Source organism: Geodermatophilus sp. CPCC 206100, assembly GCF_048569675.1.
Classification (GTDB): domain Bacteria; phylum Actinomycetota; class Actinomycetes; order Mycobacteriales; family Geodermatophilaceae; genus Geodermatophilus.
Window position 1 is genome coordinate 1 of sequence record NZ_JAQISV010000036.1, and the last position, 23,285, is coordinate 23,285.

22 protein-coding genes are annotated in these 23,285 nt (G+C 74.9%); 12 read left to right on the forward strand and 10 right to left on the reverse strand.

Annotation, left to right across the window (positions count from 1 at the left end; genetic code table 11):
• Positions 1 to 308 precede the first annotated feature (308 nt).
• A complete protein-coding gene (locus PGN05_RS16685) occupies positions 309 to 932 on the reverse strand; it encodes an alpha-ketoglutarate-dependent dioxygenase AlkB (RefSeq protein WP_419753683.1) in 624 nt (207 codons plus the stop codon).
• Between the two features lie 40 nt (positions 933 to 972).
• The gene (locus tag PGN05_RS16690) at positions 973 to 3,243 is read right to left on the reverse strand and encodes a DEAD/DEAH box helicase (protein ID WP_419753684.1); all 2,271 of its coding nucleotides are present in this window, start codon (positions 3,241 to 3,243) and stop codon (positions 973 to 975) included.
• An 80-nt stretch (positions 3,244 to 3,323) separates the two neighbouring features.
• Between PGN05_RS16690 and PGN05_RS16695 the strand changes: the two genes are divergently transcribed.
• Genes PGN05_RS16695 through PGN05_RS16705 form a run of 3 tightly spaced genes read left to right on the forward strand, consistent with a single transcriptional unit; the run spans position 3,324 to position 6,269 of the window.
• Positions 3,324 to 4,142: a PHP domain-containing protein gene (locus tag PGN05_RS16695; RefSeq protein ID WP_419753685.1), complete on the forward strand. Its 819-nt coding sequence runs from the start codon at positions 3,324 to 3,326 to the stop codon at positions 4,140 to 4,142.
• 45 nt (positions 4,143 to 4,187) lie between these two features.
• On the forward strand, positions 4,188 to 5,138 hold the full coding sequence (locus PGN05_RS16700) for a carbamate kinase (protein WP_419753686.1): 951 nt from the start codon (positions 4,188 to 4,190) through the stop codon (positions 5,136 to 5,138).
• A 27-nt stretch (positions 5,139 to 5,165) separates the two neighbouring features.
• Positions 5,166 to 6,269, forward strand: coding sequence for a ring-opening amidohydrolase (locus PGN05_RS16705; protein ID WP_419753687.1), 1,104 nt, complete (start codon positions 5,166 to 5,168; stop codon positions 6,267 to 6,269).
• Between the two features lie 56 nt (positions 6,270 to 6,325).
• Here PGN05_RS16705 and PGN05_RS16710 read toward each other — a convergent pair whose 3' ends face one another.
• Entirely contained in the window at positions 6,326 to 6,895 is a 570-nt protein-coding gene (locus PGN05_RS16710) for a TetR family transcriptional regulator (RefSeq protein WP_419753688.1), read from the reverse strand.
• An 83-nt stretch (positions 6,896 to 6,978) separates the two neighbouring features.
• On the opposite strand from PGN05_RS16710, the gene PGN05_RS16715 reads away from it, so the two are divergent.
• Positions 6,979 to 7,791 (forward strand): mycofactocin-coupled SDR family oxidoreductase, encoded by an 813-nt coding sequence (locus PGN05_RS16715; RefSeq protein WP_419753689.1) that lies wholly within the window; start codon positions 6,979 to 6,981, stop codon positions 7,789 to 7,791.
• A 36-nt stretch (positions 7,792 to 7,827) separates the two neighbouring features.
• Here the strand turns inward: PGN05_RS16715 and PGN05_RS16720 are convergent, their stop codons facing one another.
• Together PGN05_RS16720 and rpsD are read right to left on the reverse strand one after the other, a co-directional pair.
• A complete protein-coding gene (locus tag PGN05_RS16720; RefSeq protein WP_419753690.1) occupies positions 7,828 to 8,361 on the reverse strand; it encodes an RNA 2'-phosphotransferase in 534 nt (177 codons plus the stop codon).
• 14 nt (positions 8,362 to 8,375) lie between these two features.
• Positions 8,376 to 8,978 (reverse strand): 30S ribosomal protein S4, encoded by a 603-nt coding sequence (gene rpsD / locus PGN05_RS16725; RefSeq protein ID WP_419753691.1) that lies wholly within the window; start codon positions 8,976 to 8,978, stop codon positions 8,376 to 8,378.
• A 70-nt stretch (positions 8,979 to 9,048) separates the two neighbouring features.
• Here rpsD and PGN05_RS16730 point away from each other — a divergent pair, with 70 nt between their 5' ends.
• The gene (locus PGN05_RS16730) at positions 9,049 to 9,807 is read left to right on the forward strand and encodes a DUF2470 domain-containing protein (RefSeq protein ID WP_419753692.1); all 759 of its coding nucleotides are present in this window, start codon (positions 9,049 to 9,051) and stop codon (positions 9,805 to 9,807) included.
• 6 nt (positions 9,808 to 9,813) lie between these two features.
• On the opposite strand, the gene PGN05_RS16735 is transcribed toward PGN05_RS16730, so the two are convergent.
• Complete coding sequence (locus PGN05_RS16735; protein WP_419753693.1) at positions 9,814 to 10,455, reverse strand: TetR/AcrR family transcriptional regulator; 642 nt, start codon at positions 10,453 to 10,455, stop codon at positions 9,814 to 9,816.
• Between the two features lie 80 nt (positions 10,456 to 10,535).
• Here PGN05_RS16735 and PGN05_RS16740 point away from each other — a divergent pair, with 80 nt between their 5' ends.
• A complete protein-coding gene (locus PGN05_RS16740; RefSeq protein WP_419753694.1) occupies positions 10,536 to 11,246 on the forward strand; it encodes a DUF998 domain-containing protein in 711 nt (236 codons plus the stop codon).
• 70 nt (positions 11,247 to 11,316) lie between these two features.
• On the opposite strand, the gene PGN05_RS16745 is transcribed toward PGN05_RS16740, so the two are convergent.
• Together PGN05_RS16745 and PGN05_RS16750 are read right to left on the reverse strand one after the other, a co-directional pair.
• Positions 11,317 to 12,741, reverse strand: coding sequence for a DUF1116 domain-containing protein (locus PGN05_RS16745; RefSeq protein WP_419753695.1), 1,425 nt, complete (start codon positions 12,739 to 12,741; stop codon positions 11,317 to 11,319).
• A complete protein-coding gene (locus tag PGN05_RS16750; RefSeq protein ID WP_419753696.1) occupies positions 12,738 to 14,240 on the reverse strand; it encodes an FdrA family protein in 1,503 nt (500 codons plus the stop codon). Before PGN05_RS16750 ends, PGN05_RS16745 begins: the two co-directional genes overlap by 4 nt.
• A gap of 176 nt (positions 14,241 to 14,416) precedes the next feature.
• Here PGN05_RS16750 and PGN05_RS16755 point away from each other — a divergent pair, with 176 nt between their 5' ends.
• From PGN05_RS16755 to PGN05_RS16775, 5 genes are all read left to right on the forward strand, one after another.
• Positions 14,417 to 15,898 carry a uracil-xanthine permease family protein gene (locus PGN05_RS16755; RefSeq protein ID WP_419753697.1) on the forward strand — a complete coding sequence of 494 codons (1,482 nt, stop codon included), beginning with the start codon at positions 14,417 to 14,419 and terminating at the stop codon, positions 15,896 to 15,898.
• A gap of 276 nt (positions 15,899 to 16,174) precedes the next feature.
• Positions 16,175 to 17,050: an FAD binding domain-containing protein gene (locus tag PGN05_RS16760; protein WP_419753698.1), complete on the forward strand. Its 876-nt coding sequence runs from the start codon at positions 16,175 to 16,177 to the stop codon at positions 17,048 to 17,050.
• Complete coding sequence (locus PGN05_RS16765) at positions 17,047 to 17,553, forward strand: (2Fe-2S)-binding protein (RefSeq protein ID WP_419753699.1); 507 nt, start codon at positions 17,047 to 17,049, stop codon at positions 17,551 to 17,553. Before PGN05_RS16760 ends, PGN05_RS16765 begins: the two co-directional genes overlap by 4 nt.
• 106 nt (positions 17,554 to 17,659) lie before the next feature.
• Positions 17,660 to 20,077, forward strand: a complete 2,418-nt coding sequence (cutA, locus tag PGN05_RS16770; RefSeq protein WP_419753700.1) for an aerobic carbon-monoxide dehydrogenase large subunit — start codon at positions 17,660 to 17,662, stop codon at positions 20,075 to 20,077.
• Positions 20,074 to 20,769, forward strand: coding sequence for an SRPBCC family protein (locus PGN05_RS16775; RefSeq protein ID WP_419753701.1), 696 nt, complete (start codon positions 20,074 to 20,076; stop codon positions 20,767 to 20,769). The genes cutA and PGN05_RS16775 overlap by 4 nt, the downstream gene beginning before the upstream one ends.
• Before the next feature lie 65 nt (positions 20,770 to 20,834).
• On the opposite strand, the gene PGN05_RS16780 is transcribed toward PGN05_RS16775, so the two are convergent.
• Both PGN05_RS16780 and PGN05_RS16785 read right to left on the reverse strand, forming a co-directional pair.
• Positions 20,835 to 21,761 (reverse strand): oxidoreductase, encoded by a 927-nt coding sequence (locus PGN05_RS16780; protein WP_419753702.1) that lies wholly within the window; start codon positions 21,759 to 21,761, stop codon positions 20,835 to 20,837.
• A gap of 10 nt (positions 21,762 to 21,771) precedes the next feature.
• Positions 21,772 to 22,329: a hypothetical protein gene (locus tag PGN05_RS16785; RefSeq protein ID WP_419753703.1), complete on the reverse strand. Its 558-nt coding sequence runs from the start codon at positions 22,327 to 22,329 to the stop codon at positions 21,772 to 21,774.
• A gap of 115 nt (positions 22,330 to 22,444) precedes the next feature.
• Between PGN05_RS16785 and PGN05_RS16790 the strand changes: the two genes are divergently transcribed.
• The gene (locus PGN05_RS16790; protein ID WP_419753704.1) at positions 22,445 to 23,275 is read left to right on the forward strand and encodes an SDR family oxidoreductase; all 831 of its coding nucleotides are present in this window, start codon (positions 22,445 to 22,447) and stop codon (positions 23,273 to 23,275) included.
• Positions 23,276 to 23,285 lie beyond the last annotated feature (10 nt).

Consider the following 23,285-nt stretch of genomic DNA (forward strand, 5'->3'; position numbering starts at 1 on the left):
CGATCAATCAACCCAAAGAAACCCACAAAAAGGGGTTGTTACTTGGCACTGACTTTCGGCACGCTGTTGAGTTCTCAAGGAGCGGACGCGCTCCAACTCGGGCCTTTGTGGGCCGTTGTCCGAGGCGGTGTCTCTACTGTACTCCGCGCTCCGCAGCAGTCAAACCGCGGGGGTTCGACCGGCGGTTACCAGGCTGGCGGCCCGGTCCGTTCTCGCGCGGTGCAAGGAGGACAGTACACGCCTCTCGAGTGGTCGTGCACGGGGGTCCGGAGCAGCCTCCGCCACACCGCGAGCCGGCCCCCTCGGCGTCACACCACGCCCCGCGGACGGAACTGGACGCTGACCCGTGGGCCGACCGCCTTCGCCGTCTTCGGGATGCAGTGCTCCCACGTGCGCTGGCACGAGCCGCCCATGACGACGAGGTCCCCGTGGCCCGAGGGGAAGCGCAGGCTCTCGCCGCCACCGACCGGGCGCAGCACCAGCGGCCGCGGCGAGCCGAACGAGACGATCGCGACCATCGTGTCGGCGCTGCGGCCACGGCCGAGCCGGTCACCGTGCCAGGCGACGCTGTCGCGGCCGTCCCGGTACAGGCACATGCCGGCGCTGACGAAGGGCTCGCCGAGCTCGGGGCCGTAGTGGACGTCGAGCGCCTGCCGCGCCTCGGTGAGCAGCGGGTGCGGCAGGGTCTCGTCCCCGCCGTACCACCGCAGCAGCCGGGGGACGGCGACCTCGCGCTCGTACATCTGCCGCCGGTCGGCCCGCCAGCCGATGTCCCCGAGCAGGACGTCGAGGACGGCGTCGGAGCCGGTGACCCACCCGGGCAGGTGGTCCACCCAGGCGCCGCGGCTGAGGTGGTGCCGGGTGACGGCGAGCGGACCGAGCGCGGGTTCCTCCGCGAGGTCCCACATCGACGGCTGGTGGGCGAGCGACATGCCCCGGGACGCTACGCCGGATCGAACGTCTGTACGACCCCTAGGCGGTCAGCGCGAGGGCGAACGGCAGGACCCGCGAGGCGCCGGCCAGCCGGAGCTCCCGCCCGGCAACGGTCATCGTCCACCGGGAGTCCGCGAGGTCGTCGACGAGCAGGACCGGCACCGGGCCCAGCTCCGCCAGCCGGCTCCGCAGCTCGGGTCCCACCACGATCCGCTGCCACACGCCCGCCAGCCGGAACGCGCTGTTGCCGCCGGGCTGCCCGGTCGGCCCGCCGGAGGCCAGGGACAGCTCGCCGAGGTAGGGCAGCCGGCCCAGCCCCGCCAGCCCCTGCGCGAGCCCGGTCACGAGCCGCGGCCGCCGGCGGGAGGGGACGGCGACCACGGCCGCGGGCCGCTCCGCCCAGTCCCAGGCCCCGAGCACGCGCGCGCACGCACGGAGCAGCTCGTCGTCCAGCGCGACGTCGGTGGCGGCGTGCCGGACCGGGACATCGAAGGCCGCGTCCGGGTCCTCCTCGAGGCCGGGGGCCTCCAGGTCGACGACGCCCCCGACGCCGTCGTCCCCGAGCAGGGTCCGCAACCGCTGCCCCCAGCCGAGGTCGGTGAGCCGGGCGACGGCCCGGCCGGGGTCCAGCTGCTCGGCGGCCGCGATCTTGCCCTTCACGCCCACGCCGAGCCGGTCGGCGCCGGTGGGCCACTGGGCGCGCGGAGCCAGCTCCACCCCGGGGCGGTCGAGCACCGCCGAGGCCGCCTCGGTGGCCGCGGCGGGCACCTCCGTGGCGTACCAGGGGCCGGCGCAGACGTCGCAGCGGCCGCACGGCGCCGCGGTGGGGTCGTCGAGCGCCGTCTGGAGGAAGGCCATGCGGCACTGGGCCTCGTCGACCGGTCGGGCGTAGGTGATCATCGCCCGCTGCTCGGCCTCGCGGGTGCGCGCGACCCGGGCGTAGCGGTCGGCGTCGTACACCCACGGCTGTCCGGTCGAGCGCCAGCCGCCCTGCACCCGCTCGACCGCGCCGTCCACGGCGAGCACCTTGAGCAGCAGCTCGAGCCGCGACCGGCGGACGTCGGCCACCGTCTCCAGCCGCGCGACCGACCAGGCCTTCCCGTCGGCCATGGCCGACAGCACGGCCGCGGCGTGGTCCTCGCGGGGCATGGAGGAGGTGGCGAACCACTGCCAGATCGCGAGGTCCTCCGGGCCCGGCAGCAGCAGCACGTCGGCGTGCTCCACCGCACGGCCGGCGCGGCCCACCTGCTGGTAGTAGCTGACCGGGGAGGACGGCGCCCCCAGGTGGACGACGAAGCCGAGGTCGGGCTTGTCGAAGCCCATGCCGAGCGCGGAGGTCGCGACCAGCGCCTTGACCTCGTTGGCCCGCAGCGCCTCCTCGGCGTCCTTGCGGTCGGCGTCGTCGAGCCGGCCGGTGTAGGCGCGCACCTCGTGACCGGCGTCGCGCAGCAGCGCCGCGGTCTCCTCGGCCGCAGCCACCGTGAGCGTGTAGACGATCCCGCTGCCTGGCAGGTCGGACAGGTGCGCGGCCAGCCAGGCCAGGCGGGCGCGGTCGGTCGGCAGCCGCAGCACGCCCAGGCGCAGGGAGTCGCGGGCCAGCGGACCGCGCACCGTGGTCACCGAGACGCCGCCGGCGCCCAGCTGCTCCGCGACGTCGGCCACCACCCGCTCGTTGGCCGTGGCGGTCGTGGCGAGGACCGGCGTGCCGGCGGGCAGCGTGCCCAGCAGGTCGCGGATGCGGCGGTAGTCCGGGCGGAAGTCGTGCCCCCAGTCGGAGACGCAGTGCGCCTCGTCGACGACCAGCAGGCCGCAGCGGGCGACCAGCCCGGGCAGCTGCTCCTCCCGGAACCGCGGGTTGGTCAGCCGCTCCGGGGAGACCAGCAGCACGTCGACGTCGTCAGCGGCCAGGCGGGCGGCGACGTCGTCCCACTCGGTGGCGTTGGCGCTGGAGATCTCCACGGCCCGGATGCCGGCGCGCGCGGCCGCGGCGACCTGGTCGCGCATGAGGGCCAGCAGCGGGCTCACGAGCAGCGTCGGCCCGGCGCCGCGGCGGCGCAGCAGCGCGGTCGAGACGAAGTAGACCGCCGACTTGCCCCAGCCGGTGCGCTGCACGACCAGCGCCCGCTCCGAGCGCTCGACGAGCGCGGCGATGGCGGCGTCCTGTCCCTCACGGAACCCGGCGTCGGGACGGCCGGTCAGCTCGCGGAGGACCCCGAGGGCCTCGACTGTGGAAGGACCTCCCTGCCCCCCACCACTCGCGAGCTCGTGGTGGGCCCCTGCAGGGAGGCCGGTCGGCGCAGCGGTCGGCATGGTCCCGACAGTAGGCACCCCGGGCGACAGGACCGGCCGCCGCGCGGACCCTGGGGACGGAGGAGGACAATCTCCAGTCGATGCGACCACCGGACAACCACGTGCACACCAGGTGGTCCTGGGACACCCCCGACTCCGCCACGATGGTGCGTGCGTGCGAGCGGGCGGTGGCCCGGGGCCTGCCCGCCATCGCCTTCACCGAGCACCTCGACTTCACGACGTGGTCGCCGGAGGACCGGGCGACCGCCGACGGGCTGGTCGACCGGCACGCCTCGCGGCACCTGCCGATCGACGTCGAGGGCTACTTCGCCGAGCTGGAGGAGTGCCGCGAGCGCTTCCCGGAGCTGCGGATCTGGTCCGGGGTCGAGACCGGGGAGCCGCACCTGTTCGCCGCCAGCGTCGCCGGTCACCTGCGCGACGCCCCCGTCGACCGGGTGCTGGGGTCGCTGCACTCACTGAGCCAGGACGGCCAGCTCCACGGCGTCGGCCGCCTCCTCTACCCGGACCCCGTCGCCACGATGCGGCGCTACCTGGCCGAGGTCGTCGACATGCTGGAGACCAGCGACGTCTTCCAGGTGCTGGCGCACGTCGACTTCCCGCGGCGCTACTGGCCGGGCGGCAGCGACCGCTACGCGGAGAAGGACTTCGAGGAGGAGTACCGGGCGGTGTTCCGGGCGCTGGCGGGGACGGGACGGGCGCTGGAGGTCAACACGACCAGCCCGCTGGCCTCGGTCGACCAGGTGCGCTGGTTCCACGAGGAGGGCGGCGAGGCGGTCAGCTTCGGCAGCGACGCCCACCAGCCGGCCGTCGTCGGCCAGCACTTCGACCTGGCCGTCGACGTCGTCGAGGCCGCCGGCTTCCGGCCCGGGCGGGATGCGTTCGACTTCTGGCGTCGCTGACAGATTTACTTCAGCGCTGAGGCACTTTCGGGCTAGGGTCCCGATGTGACCTCCGCCCGACGCGTCGTGATCGCCCTCGGCGGCAACGCGATGACCGGTCCAGACGGGTCGGCGACCCCGGCCGCCCAGCGGGACGCGATCGGTGCCGCGTGCCGGCACGTCGCCGAGGTGGTCGCCACGGGCGCCGAGGTGGTGCTCACCCACGGCAACGGCCCCCAGGTGGGCAACCTGCTGGTCAAGAACGAGCTCGCGGCGCACGAGGTCCCCCCGGTCCCGCTGGACTGGTGCGTGGCCCAGACCCAGGCGACGATCGGCTTCACGCTGGCCGACGAGCTCGACGCCGCCCTCGCCGCCCGCGGCCTCCCGCAGCGCACCGCGAGCCTGATCACCCGCACGCTCGTCGACCCCGACGACCCCCACTTCCGCGAGCCGTCCAAGCCGGTGGGGCGCTTCCTCCCCCGCGAGCAGGCCGAGACCTTCATCGCGCACGGCCAGCTCTGGGAGGACCGCGGCCCGCGCGGCTGGCGGCGGGTCGTCGCCTCGCCGGAGCCCAGGTCCGTGGTCGACGTCCCGGCGATCTCGGCCCTGGCCGCCGCCGGGTTCGTGGTCGCCTGCGCCGGGGGCGGCGGCATCCCGGTGGTGGATGACGGCGACGGCGGCGCGCTGCGCGGGGTCGAGGCGGTCATCGACAAGGACCTCACCGCCGCCCTGCTGGCCCGCGAGCTCGACGCCGACACCCTGGTCATCGCGACCGACGTCCCGAACGTGATGGTGGACTTCGGCACGCCCTCGGCCCGCCCGCTCGCCGCGGTGACCACCGCCGAGCTGCGCGGGCACGCCGCGGACGGGCAGTTCGCCCGCGGCAGCATGGGCCCCAAGGTCGACGCCGCGCTGCGCTTCGTCGCGGCCGGTGGCCAGCGCGCCGTCATCACCAGCCTGGAACACATCTCCGACGCCGTCCGCGGGGACGACGTCGGCACCGTCCTGTCCGCCTGAGTCCCGTCCCGATCCGAGAGGAATGCCGTGCCCGCACCGATCGAGGTCCGCAAGGTCCCGCTGCACAACGTCAGTGACGCCTCCGAGCTGGCCAAGCTCATCGACGAGGGCGTCATGGACGCCGACCGGGTCATCGCCGTCATCGGCAAGACCGAGGGCAACGGCGGGATCAACGACTACACCCGCATCATCGCCGACCGCGCCTTCCGCGAGGTGCTGCTGGAGAAGGGCACCCGGCCGCTGGAGGAGGTCAAGCAGATCCCGATCGTGTGGTCCGGTGGCACCGACGGCGTCATCAGCCCGCACGCGACGGTCTTCGCCACGCTCCCCGAGGACGCCGTCGAGAAGACCGACGAGCCCCGACTGACCGTCGGCTTCGCGATGAGCGAGGTGCTGCTGCCCGAGGACATCGGCCGCGTGTCGATGGTGGAGAAGGTCGCCGCCGGCGTGAAGCAGGCGATGGCCGAGGCCGGCATCACCGACCCGGCCGACGTGCACTACGTGCAGACCAAGACCCCGCTGCTGACGATCGACACCATCCGGGACGCCCGCGAGCGCGGGAAGACGACGTACATGCAGGAGCCGCACGGCTCGATGGACCTGTCCAACGGCACGACGGCGCTGGGCATCGCGGTGGCGCTCGGCGAGATCGAGATGCCGACGCAGGAGCAGATCATGCACGACCTGTCCCTGTACTCCTCGGTGGCCTCGTGCTCGTCCGGCGTGGAGCTCGACCAGGCGCAGATCGTCGTCGTCGGCAACGCCCGCGGGCACGGCGGCAACTACCGCGTCGGCCACTCGGTGATGGCGGACGCCCTGGACCAGGACGGCATCTGGGCGGCGATCCGCGACGCCGGCCTGGACCTGCCCGAGCGCCCGCACCACACCGACCTCGGCGACCGCCTGGTCAACGTGTTCCTCAAGTGCGAGGCCTCCCCCGACGGCAAGGTGCGCGGCCGGCGCAACGCCATGCTCGACGACTCCGACGTGTCCTGGCACCGCCAGATCAAGGCCTGCGTCGGCGGCGTGACGGCGTCGGTGACCGGCGACCCGGCGGTGTTCGTCTCCGTCGCCGCCGTCCACCAGGGCCCCTCCGGCGGCGGCCCGGTCGCCGCGATCGTCAAGGCGTAACCCCGGCGGACACGAGGCGCCGGTCCGGGACCCCCGGGCCGGCGCCTCGTCGCGGATCAGGGCGTCTCGACCGCGACCAGGGCGAACCCCCGGGCGACCAGGTCGAGGAAGCGGGCCGGGTCGTCGTCCGGCGCCCAGGTCGTGAACGCCGCGCCGAGGACGGCGGCTGCCGCCTGGGCGAGCAGGGCGGCGGCGAGGGGGTCGTCGGGGCGCTGCCGGTGCACCCAGCCGTCGAGCGCCCGCTCCACGTGCCGGTAGGCGGTGCGCTGGTAGGCGGCGAGCTCCGGGTCCTCGACCAGCCGCCGGCGGACGGCGAGGGTGCCGGTGTGCGGAGCCAGGTACGCGCGGCAGACCCCGCCCAGCGCCCGCCACGGGTCGGCCGCACCGTCGGCGCCGGCCAGCAGGTCGGCCAGCCGGCCCGCGTCGTCCGGGTCCGGGTCGAAGAGCGCGGCGGCCTTGGTCGGGAAGTGGTTGAAGAAGGTCCGGCGCGAGACCCCCGCCGCCGCAGCGATGTCGTCCACGGTGACCGCCGCGAAGCCGCGCCGCCCGACCAGGTCCACCGCGGCCGCCTGCAGGGCGCGCCAGCTCTCCCGGCGCTGCGTCTCCCGGGCGCCGACTCGCTGCACCCCGTGCACGCTAGCCGCCCACCGGCGCGCCTCCCCGCCTAGAGTCGGTTGCACTCAGTGCAACGACGCGAGGAGGAGCCGGCATGACCGCAGGACGACTCGAGGGCAAGGTCGCCTTCATCACCGGGGCCGCACGCGGCCAGGGCCGGGCACACGCCGTCCGGCTGGCCAGCGAGGGCGCCGACGTCATCGCCGTGGACGTCAACCGGGACGCCGAGTCGACGGCCTATCCGGGCCCGACCGCGGACGACCTGGCCGAGACCGTCCGGCAGGTGGAGGCGCTGGACCGGCGGATCCTGGCCCGCGAGGCCGACGTGCGCGACTTCGAGGCGCTCTCGGCCGTCGTCGAGGCCGGCGTCGCGGAGTTCGGCCGGCTCGACATCGTGGTCGCCAACGCCGGCATCTGCTCGGCCAACCTGTCGTGGGAGATCCCCCTCGAGCAGTGGCAGGAGACGATCGACACCAACCTGACCGGCGTCTTCCTCACCGCGAAGGCGACCGTGCCGATCCTCATCGACCAGGGCACCGGCGGGTCGATCATCATCACCAGCTCGGTCGCCGGCCTGCGCGGCCTGCCGTTCCTCGGCCACTACGCGGCCAGCAAGCACGGGGTGGTCGGGCTGGCGCGGACGATGGCCAACGAGCTGGGCCAGCACAACATCCGGGTGAACACGCTGCACCCGCACGGGGTGGCCACCGGGATGACGGTGCCGGACATGCAGCCGCTCATGGCGCAGTACGCGAGCACGCTGGGGCCGATCTTCATGCAGACGCTGCCCGACCAGGTGTCCCAGCCCGAGGACATGGCGGCGGCGGTGGCCTGGCTGGCGTCCGACGACGCGCGGCACGTCACCGGCATCCAGCTGCCCGTGGACCTCGGGACGCTGGTCCGCTGAGCCGGCGGGGCCGGGACCGCACGGTCCCGGCCCCGCTCAGCCCAGGACAGCGAGGTACCGCGGCGGCACGGCGTCGACGAGCCACACGCCGTTGGCCGAGCGGGTGAACGCCGCCCCGGCGGCGGCCAGCCCGGCGGCGTCGACGCGCAGCACGACCGGCCGGCCGCGGCGGGCGCCCACCCGCCGGGCGGTCTCGACGTCGGGGCTCAGGTGCACCGCGTGCCGCCGTCCGGGCCGCAGCCCCTCGGCCAGGACGGCGGGCAGGAACCGCTCGACGGTGCCGTGGAACAGCTCCGGGGGCGGCGGCTCGGCGGCGTAGCCCAGGACGACGGGGACGCTGTGCCCCTGGCTGGCCCGGATCCGGGTACCGGTGTCGTCGAAGGCGAACCGGCGCTTGTCGTTGGTCGCGACGACGTGCTCGAGGTCCGTGCGGGTCACCCCGAGCGCGGTCAGCACCTCGTCGACGTCCACCCAGCCGGCGGCGTCGAGGGCCAGGCCGGCGCTGTCGGGCGCGTGCCGCAGGACGTAGGACAGCCGCTTGCTGAGCCGGACGACGTCCCGGGGGTCCACCGCCCCAGCATCGCTCAGCGCGAGTAGTGCTCCACGACCAACTGCTCCTCGCACACCACCGGGACCTCCGCGCGGGTCGGCGTCCGCTCCACCCGCGCCAGCAGGTCGGCCGTCCGCACCTCCAGGTAGGCCGGGGCGGTGGCGTGCGCGCCGGAGGCGGCGACGACGAACGGCTCGAGGCGCCTCGACCGCGCGGCGATCTGCACGAAGTCGCCGGGCCGCAGCCGGTAGGACGGCCGGTCCACCCGCTGCCCGTTGACCAGCACGTGCCGGTGGACGACGAACTGGCGGGCCTGGTAGATGGTCCGCGCGAACCCGGCCCGCAGCACCGTGGCGTCCAGCCGCGACTCGAGGTCCTGGATCAGCGCCTCGCCGGTCTTGCCGCCGGTGCGCTTGGCCCGGTCGAAGGCGGCCCGCAGCTGGCTCTCGCTGACGTCGTACTGCGCGCGCAGCCGCTGCTTCTCCTTGAGGCGGGTGGAGTAGTCGCTGTCCTTGCGGCGCTTGCGGCCGTGCTCCCCGGGCGGGTACGGCCGGCGCTCGAAGTACTGCACGGCCTTGGGCGTCAGCGGGATGCCGAGCGCGCGGCTGAGCCGGACCTTGGGGCGCGGGGTGTTCACGGGACCTCCTGGTTTGGTTAGGCTCACCTTACTCCCGCCCCACCCGCCGTCGTCGACCCCGAGGGACGTCATGACTCCTCCGCTCCCGCCCGCCCGACTCGCCGCGGAGGCCGCCGAGCGCGCGCGCACCGTCGCGACCCGGCCGGCCGCCTCGCTGACGGCGCTGGGCCTGGGCACCAGCTCCCCGCTGGCCGCGACGACGACCGAGGACGGCGCGGTGCTGGTCGCCGTCCCCCGGTCCGGGGGCCTGGCCGCCGCGGTGCACCGCTCCCCGGAGCGGGACCTGCCCGCGCGCCTGACGGTCACCTGCCGCTCACCGCTACCGCTGCGCAACCCGCTGCGGGCCCGGCTGGAGCTGGCCGGCTGGCTCACCGCGCTCCCCGCCGGCGACGAGCAGGAGCGGGTCTTGGCCTTCGCCGACGCCTGCCCGTCCGACGTCCTGCTGGACGTGGGGCTCACCGCGACGCTGCTGCGCCTCGACCTCGCCGAGGTGCTGCTGCACGAGGGCGGGGCCTGCACGGAGATCGCGCCCGAGGAGTACGCCGCCGCCCGGCCCGACCCGGTCGCCGCCGCAGACGCCGACCTGCTGGCCGACTCCGCGCGCCCGCTGGCCGTGCTGTGCGCCCGGGTGCGCGCCTGGACCGGGGACGACTCCGTCCACCTGCTGGGCCTGGACCGGTTCGGTGTCCTGTTCCGGGTGGAGCACCGGCGGGGCTGCTACGACCTGCGCACGCCCTTCCGGGCGCCGCTGGCCGGGCCGGACGACGTCCCCGCCGCGGTGCGCGGCCTGCTGGCGTGCGCCCGCAGCGGAGGATCCCCGACTCCCTGAGGCGGCTCAGGCCCCGTAGGCGGCGAGGAAGACCTCGACGCCGGCCCGCGCGCGGCGGTCCAACTCGGCCGCCTCCGGCACCGCGGCCTCCCCCTCGAACATCACGCGGTCGAGGATCGGGCCCACGACGAGGAACGCGAGGTGCTCGGCCGCCGTGCGGGGGTCCGGCGCGCGCAGCTGTCCCCGCCGGTCCAGGTCCCCGAGGACGGCGGCGAGGGAGCTCACCACGCGGTCCGGCGCGCGCCGGTGGTACTCGCGGGCCAGCGCGGGGAAGCGCCGGGACTCCGCGCTGGCCAGCCGGCGCAGCCGCACCACGGTCGGGCTGGTCACCGAGGCCAGGTGCCGGCGGGCCAGCGCGTGCAGCGCCGCGGCCACGTCGTCGGCATCACCGAGCGCGGCGACCAGGTCGTCGGCGAACCGCTCGGCGATCGCCGTGACGCCCAGGACCACCTCGGTGAACAGCCGCTCCTTGTCCCCGACGGTGTTGTAGAGGGTCTTCTTCGACACCCCGGCACGCGCGGCGACGTCGTCGGTGCTGGTGTCGACGTAACCGCGCTCGAGGAACAGCGCGGTGGCCGCCTCGAGCACCGCCGCCCGGCTGCGCTGCACCCGCGGATCCAGCCGCTGCCGGTCCTCGTCCTCGTCCACCGGTCCGCCTCCGATGAGTTCCCCGGCCCCACGCCGTCTGAGTACTGACCAGTGTAAGAACTCCCGCGAGAGGCGATCCCATGACCGCGAGCACCGCTCCCACCGCCGTCCGGAACCGGGCGGGCCAGGTCTGCGACCGGCCCTCCGCCGTGACCCGCTCCCTGCTGGGCTACGGGCCCCTCGCCGCGGTCGTCTACCTCGGCTCCGGGCTGGCCCAGGCCCTGACCCGGGACGGCTTCGACCTCAGCCGCCACGCGCTGAGCCTGCTGGCCAACGGCCCGCTGGGCTGGATCCACGTCACCACGCTCGTCGTCACCGGCCTGATGACCGTCGCCGCCGCCGTCGGGGTGCGCCGGGCGCTGGCCGGCGGACGCGGCGCGGACTGGGGCGCCGGGCTGCTGGCCGGCTACGGGGCGTCCCTGGTCGCGGCCGGCGCCTTCGTCGCCGACCCCATGGACGGCTTCCCGGTCGGGACGCCCGCCGGCGCACCGGCCGAGGTGACCCTCTCCGGCGTCCTGCACCTGGCGGCCGGTGGCCTCGGGTTCGCCTGCCTCGTCGCGTCGGCGTGGGTCCTGGCGCGACGGTTCGCCGCGGAGGGCCGGCGCGGCTGGGCGCGGGCGTCGGCGGCCGTGGGGGTCGTGGTGCTGGCCGGCTTCGGCGGCGTCGCCAGCGGGTCGACGTCCGGGGTGGCGGTGCCGGCCCTGTGGATCGGCGTGGTCGCCGGGTGGGCGTGGATCGCCGCGGTGGCGGTGCACCTCTACCGCCGGACGCCGCACCCCACGCGCGGCTGACGCCGACGAGATCGCCGATCTCGCACGGCTGGGGCTCCAGGACCGTGTGAGATCGGCGATCTCCGCGGGCTCAGACCGCGGCGCGGGCCTCCTCGGCCAGCGCCACCAGGGCCTGCTCGAAGCACTGCTGCGGCGGCTGGACGAGCCCGGCGCCGACCTGGCCGGTGCCGGCCACCCGCCCGGCCATGCCGGTGTTGATCTGCGGCAGCCAGCCGGTGCGGGCGACGCTGAGCACGTCGATCCCCGTGGGCGCCCCCCGGAAGCCGAGGATCGGCACCTGCATCGCCGGGTTCTCGGCCAGCGTCAGCTGGTACATCCGCTCGGTGGTGGCCAGGGCGTCGGGCACCGTGCCACCGACGAACCGGACGATCGCCGGCGCCGCGGCCATGGTGAACCCACCGACGCCGTAGGTCTCCATGATCGCGGAGTCGCCGATGTCGGGGTTGGCGTCGTCGGGGCCGTAGTCGCCGAGGAACAGGCCGACCGGGGTGTTGGCCGGGCCGGTGAACCAGCGGTCGCCGGTGCCGGCGGTCTGGATGCCGAACTCGGTCCCGTTGCGGGCCATCACCGTGAGCATCGTCGAGCCGGGGATGTCGCGGGCGGAGTCGAGCGCGAGCTTCGCCGTCGGCATGCCGAGGTTGAGGAAGAAGTGCTCGTTGCCGCCGGCGAACGTGAGCACCGCGGCGATGTCGGAGGACGGCACACCCTCCACCGCGACGATCGCCGGGGACAGCTCGCGCAGCGCCATCAGCGACCCCGCGCGGTTGCGGTTGTGCCCCTCGTCGCCCATCTGCAGCATCTGGGCGAGGATCGCCTTGACGTCGATCGGGTCGTTGCCCGCGTCGATCGACCCGCGCACCGCCTTCGACAGCACCGGGCCCAGCACGTCGCGCATCCACCGCAGCCGGGTGATGACCTCGTCGTTGAAGGCGCCCATCCGCAGCACCTTGCCCAGGCCCTCGTTGAGGTTGGAGAACGCCTGGCCGCCGTGCACCGGGTCGGACAGGCACCACATCCACATCGACGGGCTGGTGACGCCGGCCATCGGGCCGACCGTGCGGTGGTGGTGGCACGGGTCGAGGGCGACCTCCCCCGCGGCGAGGATGCGCTCGGCGTCCTCGACCGAGTCGGCCCACCCCTCGAACAGGCACGCGCCGACGAGCGCGCCGCGCAGCGGACCGCTGGCATCGGCCCACGCGATCGGCGGGCCGGCGTGCAGCAGCGTGCGCTCGGGCAGGTCGAGCACCTCGGACGCCGGCCGGACGTCGACCAGCTGCGACCCGGCGGCCATGATCCGCTCGACCGCGGTGCGGTTGGCGGCGGCGCGGCGCGGGTCGAGGGCGAGCGCGGCCAGGTCGGCGGGGTCGCCGAAGCCCGGCGGGCGCCACTCGACGTCGTGCACCTCGGCGCCCTGGGCGCGCAGCGCGTCGGAGAAGACGTCGACCCCGGCGGCGACGATCGCCGGCGGGGCGGAGAGCAGGTCTCCCAGACTCATCGGGCAGCTCCCAGCAGGTCGAGGGCGTGCCGCGTGGCCGCGGCGTTGGAGGCGAAGACGGCGGCACCGGCGGCGGCGAGGGCGTCGGCCTGGCGGCTCCAGCCCTGCGGGTCGCCCTCGGTGCCGACCAGCGCGAGGACCACGGGCAGCGGGGTGGCCGAGGCCTCCCGGGCGGCGGTCAGGGCCGGGACGAGGGAGGCGGCGGGGTCGGCGTCGGCTCCGTACCCCAGGACGACGTCCAGCAGCAGGACGGCCGGCTCGTCGCCCCCGGCGATCCCGGCGAGGGCCTCGAGCCGCAGCGTGGGGTCGATCATCGGGTGCGCGCGGCCCACGGTGAGCGCGTCGTCGCCGAAGTCGATCACCACGTGCCCGGAGGCGGACAGGTCCGTCCCGAGGTGGAGCTCCGGCCGCAGCGGGGTGTTGGAGCGGATGTCGCCGAGCACCGGCACGGCCAGCAGCATCGCCTCGTCGGCGAGCGTGCCGCCGGAGAACAGGCCCTTGAGCACGGCGCCCGGCGCGGCCGCGGCGCCGTCGCCCGGCCGCGAGGGCCAGTCCGGGACGGCCACGCCCAGGTCGCCGAGCAGGCCCTCGACGGCGGCGGTGAGGTCGGGCGTCTGCGCGCTGAGCGCGGCCGAGCGCACCGGGACCGACAGGCCGGCCGCGGCCTCCTCGACCCGGGCCGCGACCGAGGGCGCCGGCGGCTTGGAGACCAGCAGCACCCGCTCGGTGGCCGGGTCGGCGTCCAGCGCGGCGAGCGCATCCAGCGTGGCCAGCCCGCCGACGGCCTCCGACAGGTCGCGGCCGCCGACACCGAGGACGTGCGAGACCCCCACGCCGGCCATGTCCAGCAGGCAGGAGACCTGCTGGGCGCCGGTGCCGGAGGCGGCGACCAGCCCGACCGGGCCGCGCCGCACCACGTTGGCGAAGCCGAGGGCGACCCCGGAGACGATCGCCGTGCCGCAGTCCGGGCCCATGACGAGCACACCGGCGTCGTGCGCGGCCCGTTTGAGCGCGACCTCGGCCTCGACCGGCACCCCGTCGGAGAAGACCAGCACGCTGCGGCCGGCCGCGATCGCATCGGCGGCCTCGGCGACGGCGTACTGGCCGGGCACGCTGACGATCGCCAGCGCCGGGCCGTCGGACGGCAGCGCGTCGAGGCCGGCGTGGATGGTGCGCGCCGGGATGGCCTGGGCGGTCCCCGAGGAGCGCTCGCGGGCGGCGAGGGCGGCGTCGACGGCCGCGACGGCCTCGGCCAGGACGGCCTCGTCGTCCGCCCGGACGGCGATCAGCAGCTGGTCGGGCGAGACGGCGCCGTCGGGCGCGAGGCCCATGTTCGCCGCCAGCTCGAGGTTCAGCGGGGTGGCCATCGCGACGAGGACGGCGGAGACCCCGTCGCGGGCGCCGATGTCCCGGCTGACCTGCATCAACTTGACCGAGTCGGCGTAGACGCCGCTGCGGAGGGAGACGTGCCGGGCGCCGGCGTCGGATGGGGCGGTCACGCCGCGAACCGTACCCGCATGTTGCCTCAGCGTTGAGACATCTCGCCCAATAACGATTTAGTACTGAAGCACTTCCGCTCGCCCGGCCGCGGTGACAGATTGGCGCCTCATCTGGTGCCGGGGCAGCCATCATGCGGTTGCCGGCCTGGTCTGCGGTGCACGTCGAGGAGGCACTCATGGCGTTCGGTTGGAAGCTCTACGGGGACGGCAGGACCCCACCGCTGGGCGAGGCCGTCGCCCCGGACGAGCGGCTCTCGTGGCCGCTCACCATCGGCATCGGCGCCCAGCACGTCGTCGCGATGTTCGGCGCGACCTTCGTCTTCCCGCTCGTCATGGGGCTGGACGCCAACCTGGCGATCATGATGAGCGGGGTCGCGACGATCGTCTTCCTGCTCATCGTGAGCGGGAAGGTGCCGAGCTACCTCGGCACCAGCGCCTCGTTCGTCGGCGGCGTCGTCGCCGTCCGGGCGGCCGGGGGCGACTCCGGCGACGTCGTGGGCGCGATCCTGGTGTCCGGTGTCGTCCTGGCCCTGGTGGGTGTGCTCATCCACTTCGCCGGCGTCCGGTTCCTGCACGCGATCCTGCCGCCGGCCGTCACCGGCGCCGTGGTGCTGCTGATCGGCTTCAACCTGGCGCCGGTCGTCGCCGGCATCTACTGGCCGCAGGACCAGTGGGTCGCGCTGGCCACGATGGCCTTCGTCATCGTCGCCTCGCTGGCGCTGCGCGGCTTCTGGGCCCGCATCTCCATCCTGCTGGGCCTGGTCTTCGGCTACCTCCTCTCCTGGCTGCTCGACGTCACCGCCGGCCCGATCACCTCCGTGCTCGGTGGTGCGACCGAGGCGACCGAGCACGACCGCCTCGTGAACGTCGCCGCGGTCGCCGACGCGCCGTGGATCGGGCTGCCCGACTTCACCGCCCCCAGCTTCTCGCTGAACTTCAGCCTGCTGGTGCTGCCCGCGGTCATCGCGCTGGTCGCCGAGAACACCGGTCACGTCAAGGCGGTCGCCGCCATGACCAAGCGCGACCTCGACCCCGTCATGGGCCGCGCCATCGCCGCGGACGGCGTCGGCACCGTCATCGCCTCGGCGGTGGGTGGTTCCCCGACGACGACGTACGCCGAGAACATCGGCGTCATGGCCGCCACCCGGGTCTACTCGACCGCGGCGTACTACGTCGCGGCGATCGTGGCGATCCTGCTCGGCCTGTGCCCGAAGTTCGGCGCGCTGATCAACGCCATCCCCGGTGGCGTGCTCGGCGGCATCACCGTCGTCCTCTACGGGATGATCGGCCTGCTCGGCGTCAAGATCTGGAAGGAGAACCGGGTCGACTTCGCCAACCCGATCAACCTGGTGCCGCTGGCGGCGGGCATCATCATCGCGATCGGCAACGTCACGATGGTGTTCAGCGAGAACTTCTCCCTCGGCGGCATCGCGCTCGGCACCATCGTCACCGTCGTCGGCTGGCACGTCGCCCGCGCCATCGCGCCGGCCGAGATGAAGGAGGCGCTGCTCCGGGAGGGCGTCCACCCGGCGGCCGCCTCGACCTTCGGGCACGTCCACGGTGACGAGGTCACCCCCGACCCGTCGTCGGTCGACGAGGTCGGCCGGCCCGGGGTCCCCGGCTCGCGCACCCCGGGCGGGAACCGGCTCGACAGGTGACAGCCGGCGTCGGGTCCTGAGCTCCGGACCCGGCGCCCCGTTCGACGGAGGGGACCTCGCCGGCCGCGGCGGGGTCCCCTCCGAGCGTCGGCCGGCGCGGGCGAGACCATTTAGCGCTGAGGTACTTCCGTCCCGGCTGGCCACATGGCACATTCGGACCTCCGGTCAGCACCGCTCCCGAGCGGCGCCTCCACCCGGGACCCGCACGACAGAGGAGGCACTCGTGGCGTTGCACCCGCCGTCGCACCCCGGCCGCGAGCAGGGAGCCGGCGCCCGGTGAAACCCGCTCCCTTCCGGTACGCCGACCCGCGTTCCCTCGAGGAGGCCCTCGAGGTCCTCGCCGCGGAGGACGGCGCCAAGGTCCTCGCCGGCGGCCAGTCGCTGCTCCCCCTGCTGTCGATGCGGCTCGCGGCGCCCGCCGCGCTGGTCGACATCAACCGGGTCCCCGGCCTCGACGCCGTCGAGACCACCGGGGACGGCGTGCGGGTGGGCGCCCTCGTCCGGCACGCGGCACTCCTCGCCGACGGCGCCGCCGCCCGCGTCCAGCCGCTGCTGGCCCGCGCCACCGCGAACGTCGCGCACCCCGCGATCCGCAACCGCGGCACGACGGTCGGCTCGATCGCGCACGCCGACCCCTCCGGGGAGCTGACCTCCGTCCTCGCCCTCACCGACGGCTCCGTCACCGTGGCCACGCCCGGCGGCGTCGACACCGTCCCCTGGCGCGAGCTGTTCGTCGGCCCGCTCGAGACCTCGCTGACCGGCCCGGCGCTGGTCACCTCCGCCTTCTTCCCGGCCCTCCCCGACCGTTCGGGCACCGCGTTCGCCGAGGTGGCCCGCCGCAAGGGCGACTACGCGGTCTGCGGCGCCGGCGTCGTGGTCACCCTCGACGAGTCCCGGCGGGTGGCCGCCGCCCGGGCCGCCTTCATCTCCGTCGGGCTGGTGCCCGAGGTGCACGACCTCACCGACGCCGTGGCCGGCGTCCCCGTCGAGAAGGCCGACTGGGCCGCCGCCGGCGCCCTGGCCCAGACCCTGGTCGACCCGGACGGCGACCTGCACGCCAGCGCGGACTACCGCCGCCTGCTGGTCGGCGTCCTGACCGAACGCACCCTGGCTTCAGCGGCTGCTGAAGCGGCCGAGAGGACCGCCGCATGACCGTCTCCGTCGACACCGAGCGCACCATCACCGTCACCGTCAACGGCGTGCCCCGGCGGGCCACCGTGCCGGTGCGCCGGCTGCTGTCGGACGCGCTGCGCCACGACCTCGGGCTGACCGGCACCCACGTCGGCTGCGAGCACGGCGTCTGCGGCGCGTGCACGGTGCTGGTGGACGGCGCCCCGACCCGGTCCTGCCTCGTGCTCGCCGTCCAGGTGGACGGCGGGTCGGTGCAGACGGTCGAGGGGCTGGCCGCCGAGGACGGCACCCTGCACCCGGTGCAGGAGGCGTTCCGCGAGTGCCACGCGCTGCAGTGCGGGTTCTGCACGCCGGGCTTCCTCATGACGATCAAGGCCGGGCTCGAGGACCGCGACCGGTCGGCCGAGCTGACCGAGGAGGAGGTGGACGAGATGGTCGGCGGCAACCTCTGCCGGTGCACCGGCTACGCCAACATCAAGAAGGCCGTCCGCCACGCCGCCGCCACGATGCGGGACAGCGCCTGATGGGACCTCCCGTGGGGACCGACGGGGCCCAGGCGTCGCTTTTCACGGAAACCGACGGGGCCCAGGCGTCACTTTCCACGGAAACCGACGAGGAGGGGGGACGGCGGTGACGACCAAGCTGTTCGGGGAGCCGGTGCGCCGGCGCGAGGACGCCCGCCTGATCACCGGCCGCGGCCGCTACCTCGACGACATCGGCCCCACCGCGCTGGCCGCCGCCTTCGTGCGCAGCCCGCACGCGCACGCCCGCGTCGTCGACATCGACGTCGACGCGGCGCTCGACGTCGAGGGCCTCGTCGCCGTCTACACCTACGAGGACCTGACCGGCCCGCTGGCCGAGCCGCTGCCGGTGCTCATCCCGCACCCACAGCTGCACGCGCCGCGCACCGGCTACCCGCTGGCCAACGGCGAGGTGAACCACGTCGGCGAGCCGGTCGTCATGGTGGTGGCCACCGACCGGTACGTCGCCGAGGACGCCGCCGAGCGGATCGTCGTCACCTACGAGGAGCTGCCGGTCGTCGTCGGGGTGGACGCCGCGCACGCCGCCGAGCACGCCGTCCACGCGGACGTCCCGGACAACGTCGCCGCGCGCCACCGCCAGGAGACCGGGGACGTCGAGCCCGCGCTGGCCGCCGCCCCGCACACGCTGAGCTTCACCCAGTACATCGAGCGCAGCGCGTCCATGCCGATGGAGGGCCGGGGGGTCCACGCCCGCTGGGACGCCGGCGACGCGAGCCTGCGCGTGTACACGGCCACCCAGGCATCGACGTCGGTCCGCGCGGCCATCGCGGCGAAGCTCGAGCTGTCGCTGGACGCGGTCGAGGTCGTCGCGCCGGACGTCGGCGGCGGCTTCGGGGTGAAGATCATGCACCCGTGGCCGGAGGAGCTGCTGGTGCCGATGGCGGCGATCGCGCTGCAGGCCGAGGTGAAGTGGGCCGAGGACCGCCGCGAGCACTTCATCTCCAGCGCGCACGAGCGGCAGCAGCGGCAGGACATCACCGTCGGGTTCGACGACGACGGGCGGGTCACCGCCCTCGACGTCCACGTCCTGCACGACAACGGCGCCTACACGCCGTACGGGATCATCGTCCCGATCATCACCGCGACCCAGCTGGTCGGCCCGTACGCGCTCCCGGTGTACCGGGTCGTCGTGGACAGCGTCTACACCAACACCGTCATCGTGACGCCCTACCGCGGCGCCGGTCGGCCGCAGGCCTGCTACGCGATGGAGCGGACGATGGACCGCATCGCCGACGCCCTCGGCCTGGACCGGGCCGTCGTCCGCGAGCGCAACCTCATCCAGCCCGACCAGTTCCCCTACGACCACCGGCTGACGTTCCAGGACGGCCGGCCGGTCATCTACGACTCGGGCGACTACCCGGGGCTGCTCGACAAGCTGCGCACGCTGGTCGGCTGGTCGGCCGCCGACGAGCTGCGGGCCGACGCCGAGGCGCGCGGCAGGCTGCTGGGCATCGGGATGGCCCTGTACGTCGAGGGCACCGGGCCCGGCCCGTACGAGGGCGGGCACGTGCAGGTGCTCGGCAGCGGCAAGGTGCTGGTCTCCACCGGGCTGACCTCGCAGGGCCAGGGGCACGAGACGGTGTTCGCGCAGATCGTCGCCTCCGAGCTCGGGGTGCCGATCGAGGACGTCGAGGTGACCACCGGCGACACCCGCCGGTTCGGGTACGCCGTCGGCACCTTCGCCTCGCGGGCCGCGGTGATGAGCGGCAACGCGATCGCGCTGGCCGCGCGCGGCGTGCGCGAGAAGGCGCTGCGGATCGCCGCCGACGTCCTGGAGGCCGACCCCGGCGACCTGGAGATCGACGAGGGCGTCGTGTCGGTGAAGGGGACGCCGGGCGCGTCGATCCCGCTGCGCACGGTCGCCGTCCTCTCCAACCCGCTGCGCTACGCGTTCGACGAGGCCGCCAAGCAGGCCACCCAGTTCGCCGGGCCCGGGGACGACTCGAAGCCGCCGGTCGCCGCGGGGGACGCGCCGGGGCTGGAGCACCGCGACTACTACTCGCCGATCCGGTCGACGTTCGCCTCCGGAGCCCACGCGGCCGTGGTGGAGATCGACCCGGCGACGTGGGAGATCGACATCGTCAGGTACGCCGTCGTCCACGACTGCGGCAACATCGTCAACCCGATGATCGTCGAGGGGCAGGTGCAGGGCGGCGTCGCGCAGGGCGTGGGCGGCGCGCTGTACGAGCGGATGGCCTACGACGCCGACGGCCAGCTGCAGAACGCCTCGTTCATGGACTTCCTCATGCCCTACGCCTCGGAGGTCCCCGACGTGGTCATCGACCACCAGGAGACGCCGTCGCCGCTGAACCCGCTGGGGCTCAAGGGCGCCGGGGAGGCCGGTGTCATCCCGGGGACGGCGGCGATCGCCTCGGCCATCGAGGACGCGACCGGACGGCGGATCGCGGCCATGCCGATCTCCCCCACCGAGCTGTACGACCTGATGCGATCCCCCGACACGGAGCGGACGGCCGCCGGCCTCCGCAGGACTGGAGTTGACGCGTGAACCTCGACGGCTCTGCGGTGCTGCACGCCTCGCCCGAGCAGGTGTGGTCGGTCATCACCGACCCGGCCGTGCTCGCGCGGACGATCCCGGGCTGCGAGTCACTCGAGCTGACCGGCCAGGACGAGTACCGGATGAACGTCTCGGTCGGGGTCGGCGCGATCCGCGGGACGTACGCCGGCGAGGTGCGACTGACCGACCAGCAGCGGCCGACGTCCTACGTCATGCACGCCGCCGGTTCCGGTGCGCCCGGCAACGCGCGGGCGAAGGTCACGATCAACCTGGAGCCCGCCGACTCCGGCGCCACGACGCTCACCTACTCCGCGGACGCCGTCATCGGCGGCCCGGTGGCGGGCGTCGGCCAGCGGATGATCACCGGCGTCGCCAAGCGGATGGCCGGCCAGTTCTTCCAGGCGATCGACGACGAGCTGACCGGTGCGGCTGCTCCGGCGCCGGCGGCGGCCGAGGCCCGCCCGTCGGCCGCCGCGGTGAGCGACACCCAGGTGGCGGCAGCTCCGTCGGCTGCCGCGCCGGCCGCTGCGCCCACGCCGCAGGTCTTCGCGGGCCGGGCCGCGACCGCGCCGGCCGCCGCCTCGTCCGACGTCCGCACCCTGGCCGTCGGCGCCCTCGGCGGCGCCGGGCTGACCCTGCTCGGCGTCCTCGTCGGCTGGCTGCTGGGCCGCCGCAGGGGCTGACTCGCGCGGGATGTGCACGCATCGTCGTCCCCGGCGGTGCCGGACCGCGGTGCGTGCACACCCCGTCAGCCGCCGACCTCCAGCGGGACGCCGGTCTCGCGCTCGGAGACCTGCCACAGGACGTCGATCTGCTCCTGCAGCCCCCGCGTGCGCAGCAGGGGACGCCGCACCGCCGGGCCCCGCGAGCCGTACCGCGGCGCGTACAGCTCCCCGCCGCGCGCCCGCGGGTCGGTGGCGGCGCGCAGCTGCGGCCGGGCGCCCTCGACCACCGACATCCCCGACCGCGCCGTCACCACCTCGAACATCGGCGCCAGCCGGCCGGCGCCGCCCTCGCGGACCGCGCGCGCCGGCAGGTCGGTGTCGGTCAGGCCCGGGTGCGCGAGCAGGCTCGCCGCCGCGACGCCGGCCGCGGCGAACCGCTGCTGCAGCCCGAGCCCGAAGTGCAGGTTGGCCATCTTCGACCGGGAGTAGGCGGCCCACGGCCCGTAGTCGCGGCGCAGGTGCGGATCGGCGGGGTCCAGCCGCCGGGCCCGGTGCCGCGCCGTGCTGGTCACCGTCACCACCCGCGCGACCGGCGCCCGCAGCAGCGCCGGCAGCAGGTGCGCGGTCAGCGCCCAGTGCCCCAGGTGGTTGACGCCGAACTGCAGCTCGAACCCGTCGGCGGTCGTCCGCTGCGGCATCGCCATCACCCCGGCGTTGTTCACCAGCAGGTCGACCCGCTGGTGCCGGGCCAGCACCGCATCCGCGGCGGCCGCGACCGAGGACAGGTCGCCCAGGTCCAGCGGCACCACCTCCAGCGACACCGACGGGTACCGGGCCCGGATCCGCAGCTGCGCGGCGGCCGTCTTCGCCGCGTCCCGGGCGGCCAGGACGACGTGCGCGCCCGCGCCCGCCAGCGCGAGCGCCGTCTGCAGGCCCAGCCCGCCGTTCGCGCCGGTCACCACCACCGTCCGGCCGCTGAGGTCGGGGATGTCGCGCTCGGTCCAGGCCATGCACCGAGTCCTACCCGGAGCGGGCCTCCGCCCGCAGCGCGACGGCGGTGAGCAGCTCCCACCGGATGGCCGAGCTGCCCGGCTGGACGGCGAGCCAGTAGAGCGAGAAGCGCCGCCGCGTGGCCGGATCGGTGGCGGCCACCCGCGTCTCGCAGGTGAGGCGGGTCCCCCCGTGCACGGGCGTCAGCCGGAACTCCATGCCGACCTTCACCCAGCCCGGCTCCGACCACTCCCGGACCCCGGCCGCGTCCAGCTCGGGCGGTCGCCTCCCCCCGGTCAGCCGCCAGGCCTGCAGCGGGCCGCCGAACAGCACGTGCGACGGCGGATCGGAGGCCAGCTCCGGGATCGGCACCACGTCGAGGAAGGTCCGGTCCAGGCCGAGGCCGCGCCGTCCCCGCCCGGCCAGCAGCACCGGGAGAGCGCGGACGGCGCTGAGCAGGAGGGACACCGGCAGCGACGACAGCCGCAGCCGGTGCAGCTCCTCCCACACCACGGACGGCGGCGCGTCGATCACCCGCGACTGCCGGGTGACGTGGTCGGCCACCGGCACCACGTCGTCGAGGTCCATGCCACCACCTCCAGGGCCGCGCTCCCCCACGAGGACACCACACCGACGGCCGTCCGATCAGGTCGATCGCGCGGAGGAGCGGAACAGACCGGCGCCCGGGGCACTTGTCGCGGACATGCCGAAGACCTGGTTCATCACCGGCGCGTCCCGCGGCTTCGGCCGCGAGTGGACCATCGCCGCCCTGGAGCGCGGGGACACCGTCGCCGCCACCGCCCGCGACCCGAGGACGCTCGACGACCTCGTCGCCCGGTTCGGCGACAAGGTCCTGCCGCTTCAGCTCGACGTCACCGACCGGGACGCCGTCGTCGCGGCCGTCCAGCGGGCGCACGACCGGTTCGGCGCGCTGGACGTCGTCGTCAACAACGCCGGCTACGGCCAGTTCGGGATGGTCGAGGAGGTCTCGGAGGCCGAGGCGCGCGCCCAGTTCGACACCAACGTGTTCGGCGCGCTGTTCGTCACCCAGGCGGCGCTGCCGTTCCTGCGGGCGCAGGGGTCGGGCCACGTCCTGCAGGTCAGCAGCATCGGCGGGATCAGCGCGTTCCCGAACATCGGCATCTACAACGCCTCCAAGTGGGCGCTCGAGGCGTTCAGCCAGTCGCTGGCCGCGGAGGTCGCCGACTTCGGCATCAAGGTCACGATCATCGAGCCCGGTGCCTACTCCACCGACTGGGGCGGCGCCTCTGCGCAGCACGCCACCCCGAACCCGGCGTACGACGCGTTCCGCGAGAAGGCCGCCGAGCAGCGCAAGGCCCGCGCCGGCAACCCCGGCGACCCGCTCGCCACCCGCGAGGCCGTGCTCGCGGTCGTCGACGCCGAGGAGCCGCCGCTGCGGGTCTTCTTCGGCCACGGACCGCTGGCGATCGCGACCCGGGACTACGAGTCGCGGCTGGCCACCTGGCGCGAGTGGGAGCCGCTGTCGATCACCGCCCAGGGCACCACCGGCTGAGCGGTCCCCC

What these genes read in the sequence shown, in the direction of transcription:
- PGN05_RS16685 (WP_419753683.1), bottom strand. Translation starts at nt 932, where the DNA reads ATGTCGCTCGCCCACCAGCCGTCGATGTGGGACCTCGCGGAGGAACCC.
- PGN05_RS16690 (WP_419753684.1), bottom strand. Translation starts at nt 3,243, where the DNA reads ATGCCGACCGCTGCGCCGACCGGCCTCCCTGCAGGGGCCCACCACGAG.
- PGN05_RS16695 (WP_419753685.1), top strand. Translation starts at nt 3,324, where the DNA reads ATGCGACCACCGGACAACCACGTGCACACCAGGTGGTCCTGGGACACC.
- PGN05_RS16715 (WP_419753689.1), top strand. Translation starts at nt 6,979, where the DNA reads ATGACCGCAGGACGACTCGAGGGCAAGGTCGCCTTCATCACCGGGGCC.
- PGN05_RS16730 (WP_419753692.1), top strand. Translation starts at nt 9,049, where the DNA reads ATGACTCCTCCGCTCCCGCCCGCCCGACTCGCCGCGGAGGCCGCCGAG.
- PGN05_RS16740 (WP_419753694.1), top strand. Translation starts at nt 10,536, where the DNA reads ATGACCGCGAGCACCGCTCCCACCGCCGTCCGGAACCGGGCGGGCCAG.
- PGN05_RS16745 (WP_419753695.1), bottom strand. Translation starts at nt 12,741, where the DNA reads ATGAGTCTGGGAGACCTGCTCTCCGCCCCGCCGGCGATCGTCGCCGCC.
- PGN05_RS16755 (WP_419753697.1), top strand. Translation starts at nt 14,417, where the DNA reads ATGGCGTTCGGTTGGAAGCTCTACGGGGACGGCAGGACCCCACCGCTG.
- PGN05_RS16765 (WP_419753699.1), top strand. Translation starts at nt 17,047, where the DNA reads ATGACCGTCTCCGTCGACACCGAGCGCACCATCACCGTCACCGTCAAC.
- PGN05_RS16780 (WP_419753702.1), bottom strand. Translation starts at nt 21,761, where the DNA reads ATGGCCTGGACCGAGCGCGACATCCCCGACCTCAGCGGCCGGACGGTG.
- PGN05_RS16785 (WP_419753703.1), bottom strand. Translation starts at nt 22,329, where the DNA reads ATGGACCTCGACGACGTGGTGCCGGTGGCCGACCACGTCACCCGGCAG.
- PGN05_RS16790 (WP_419753704.1), top strand. Translation starts at nt 22,445, where the DNA reads ATGCCGAAGACCTGGTTCATCACCGGCGCGTCCCGCGGCTTCGGCCGC.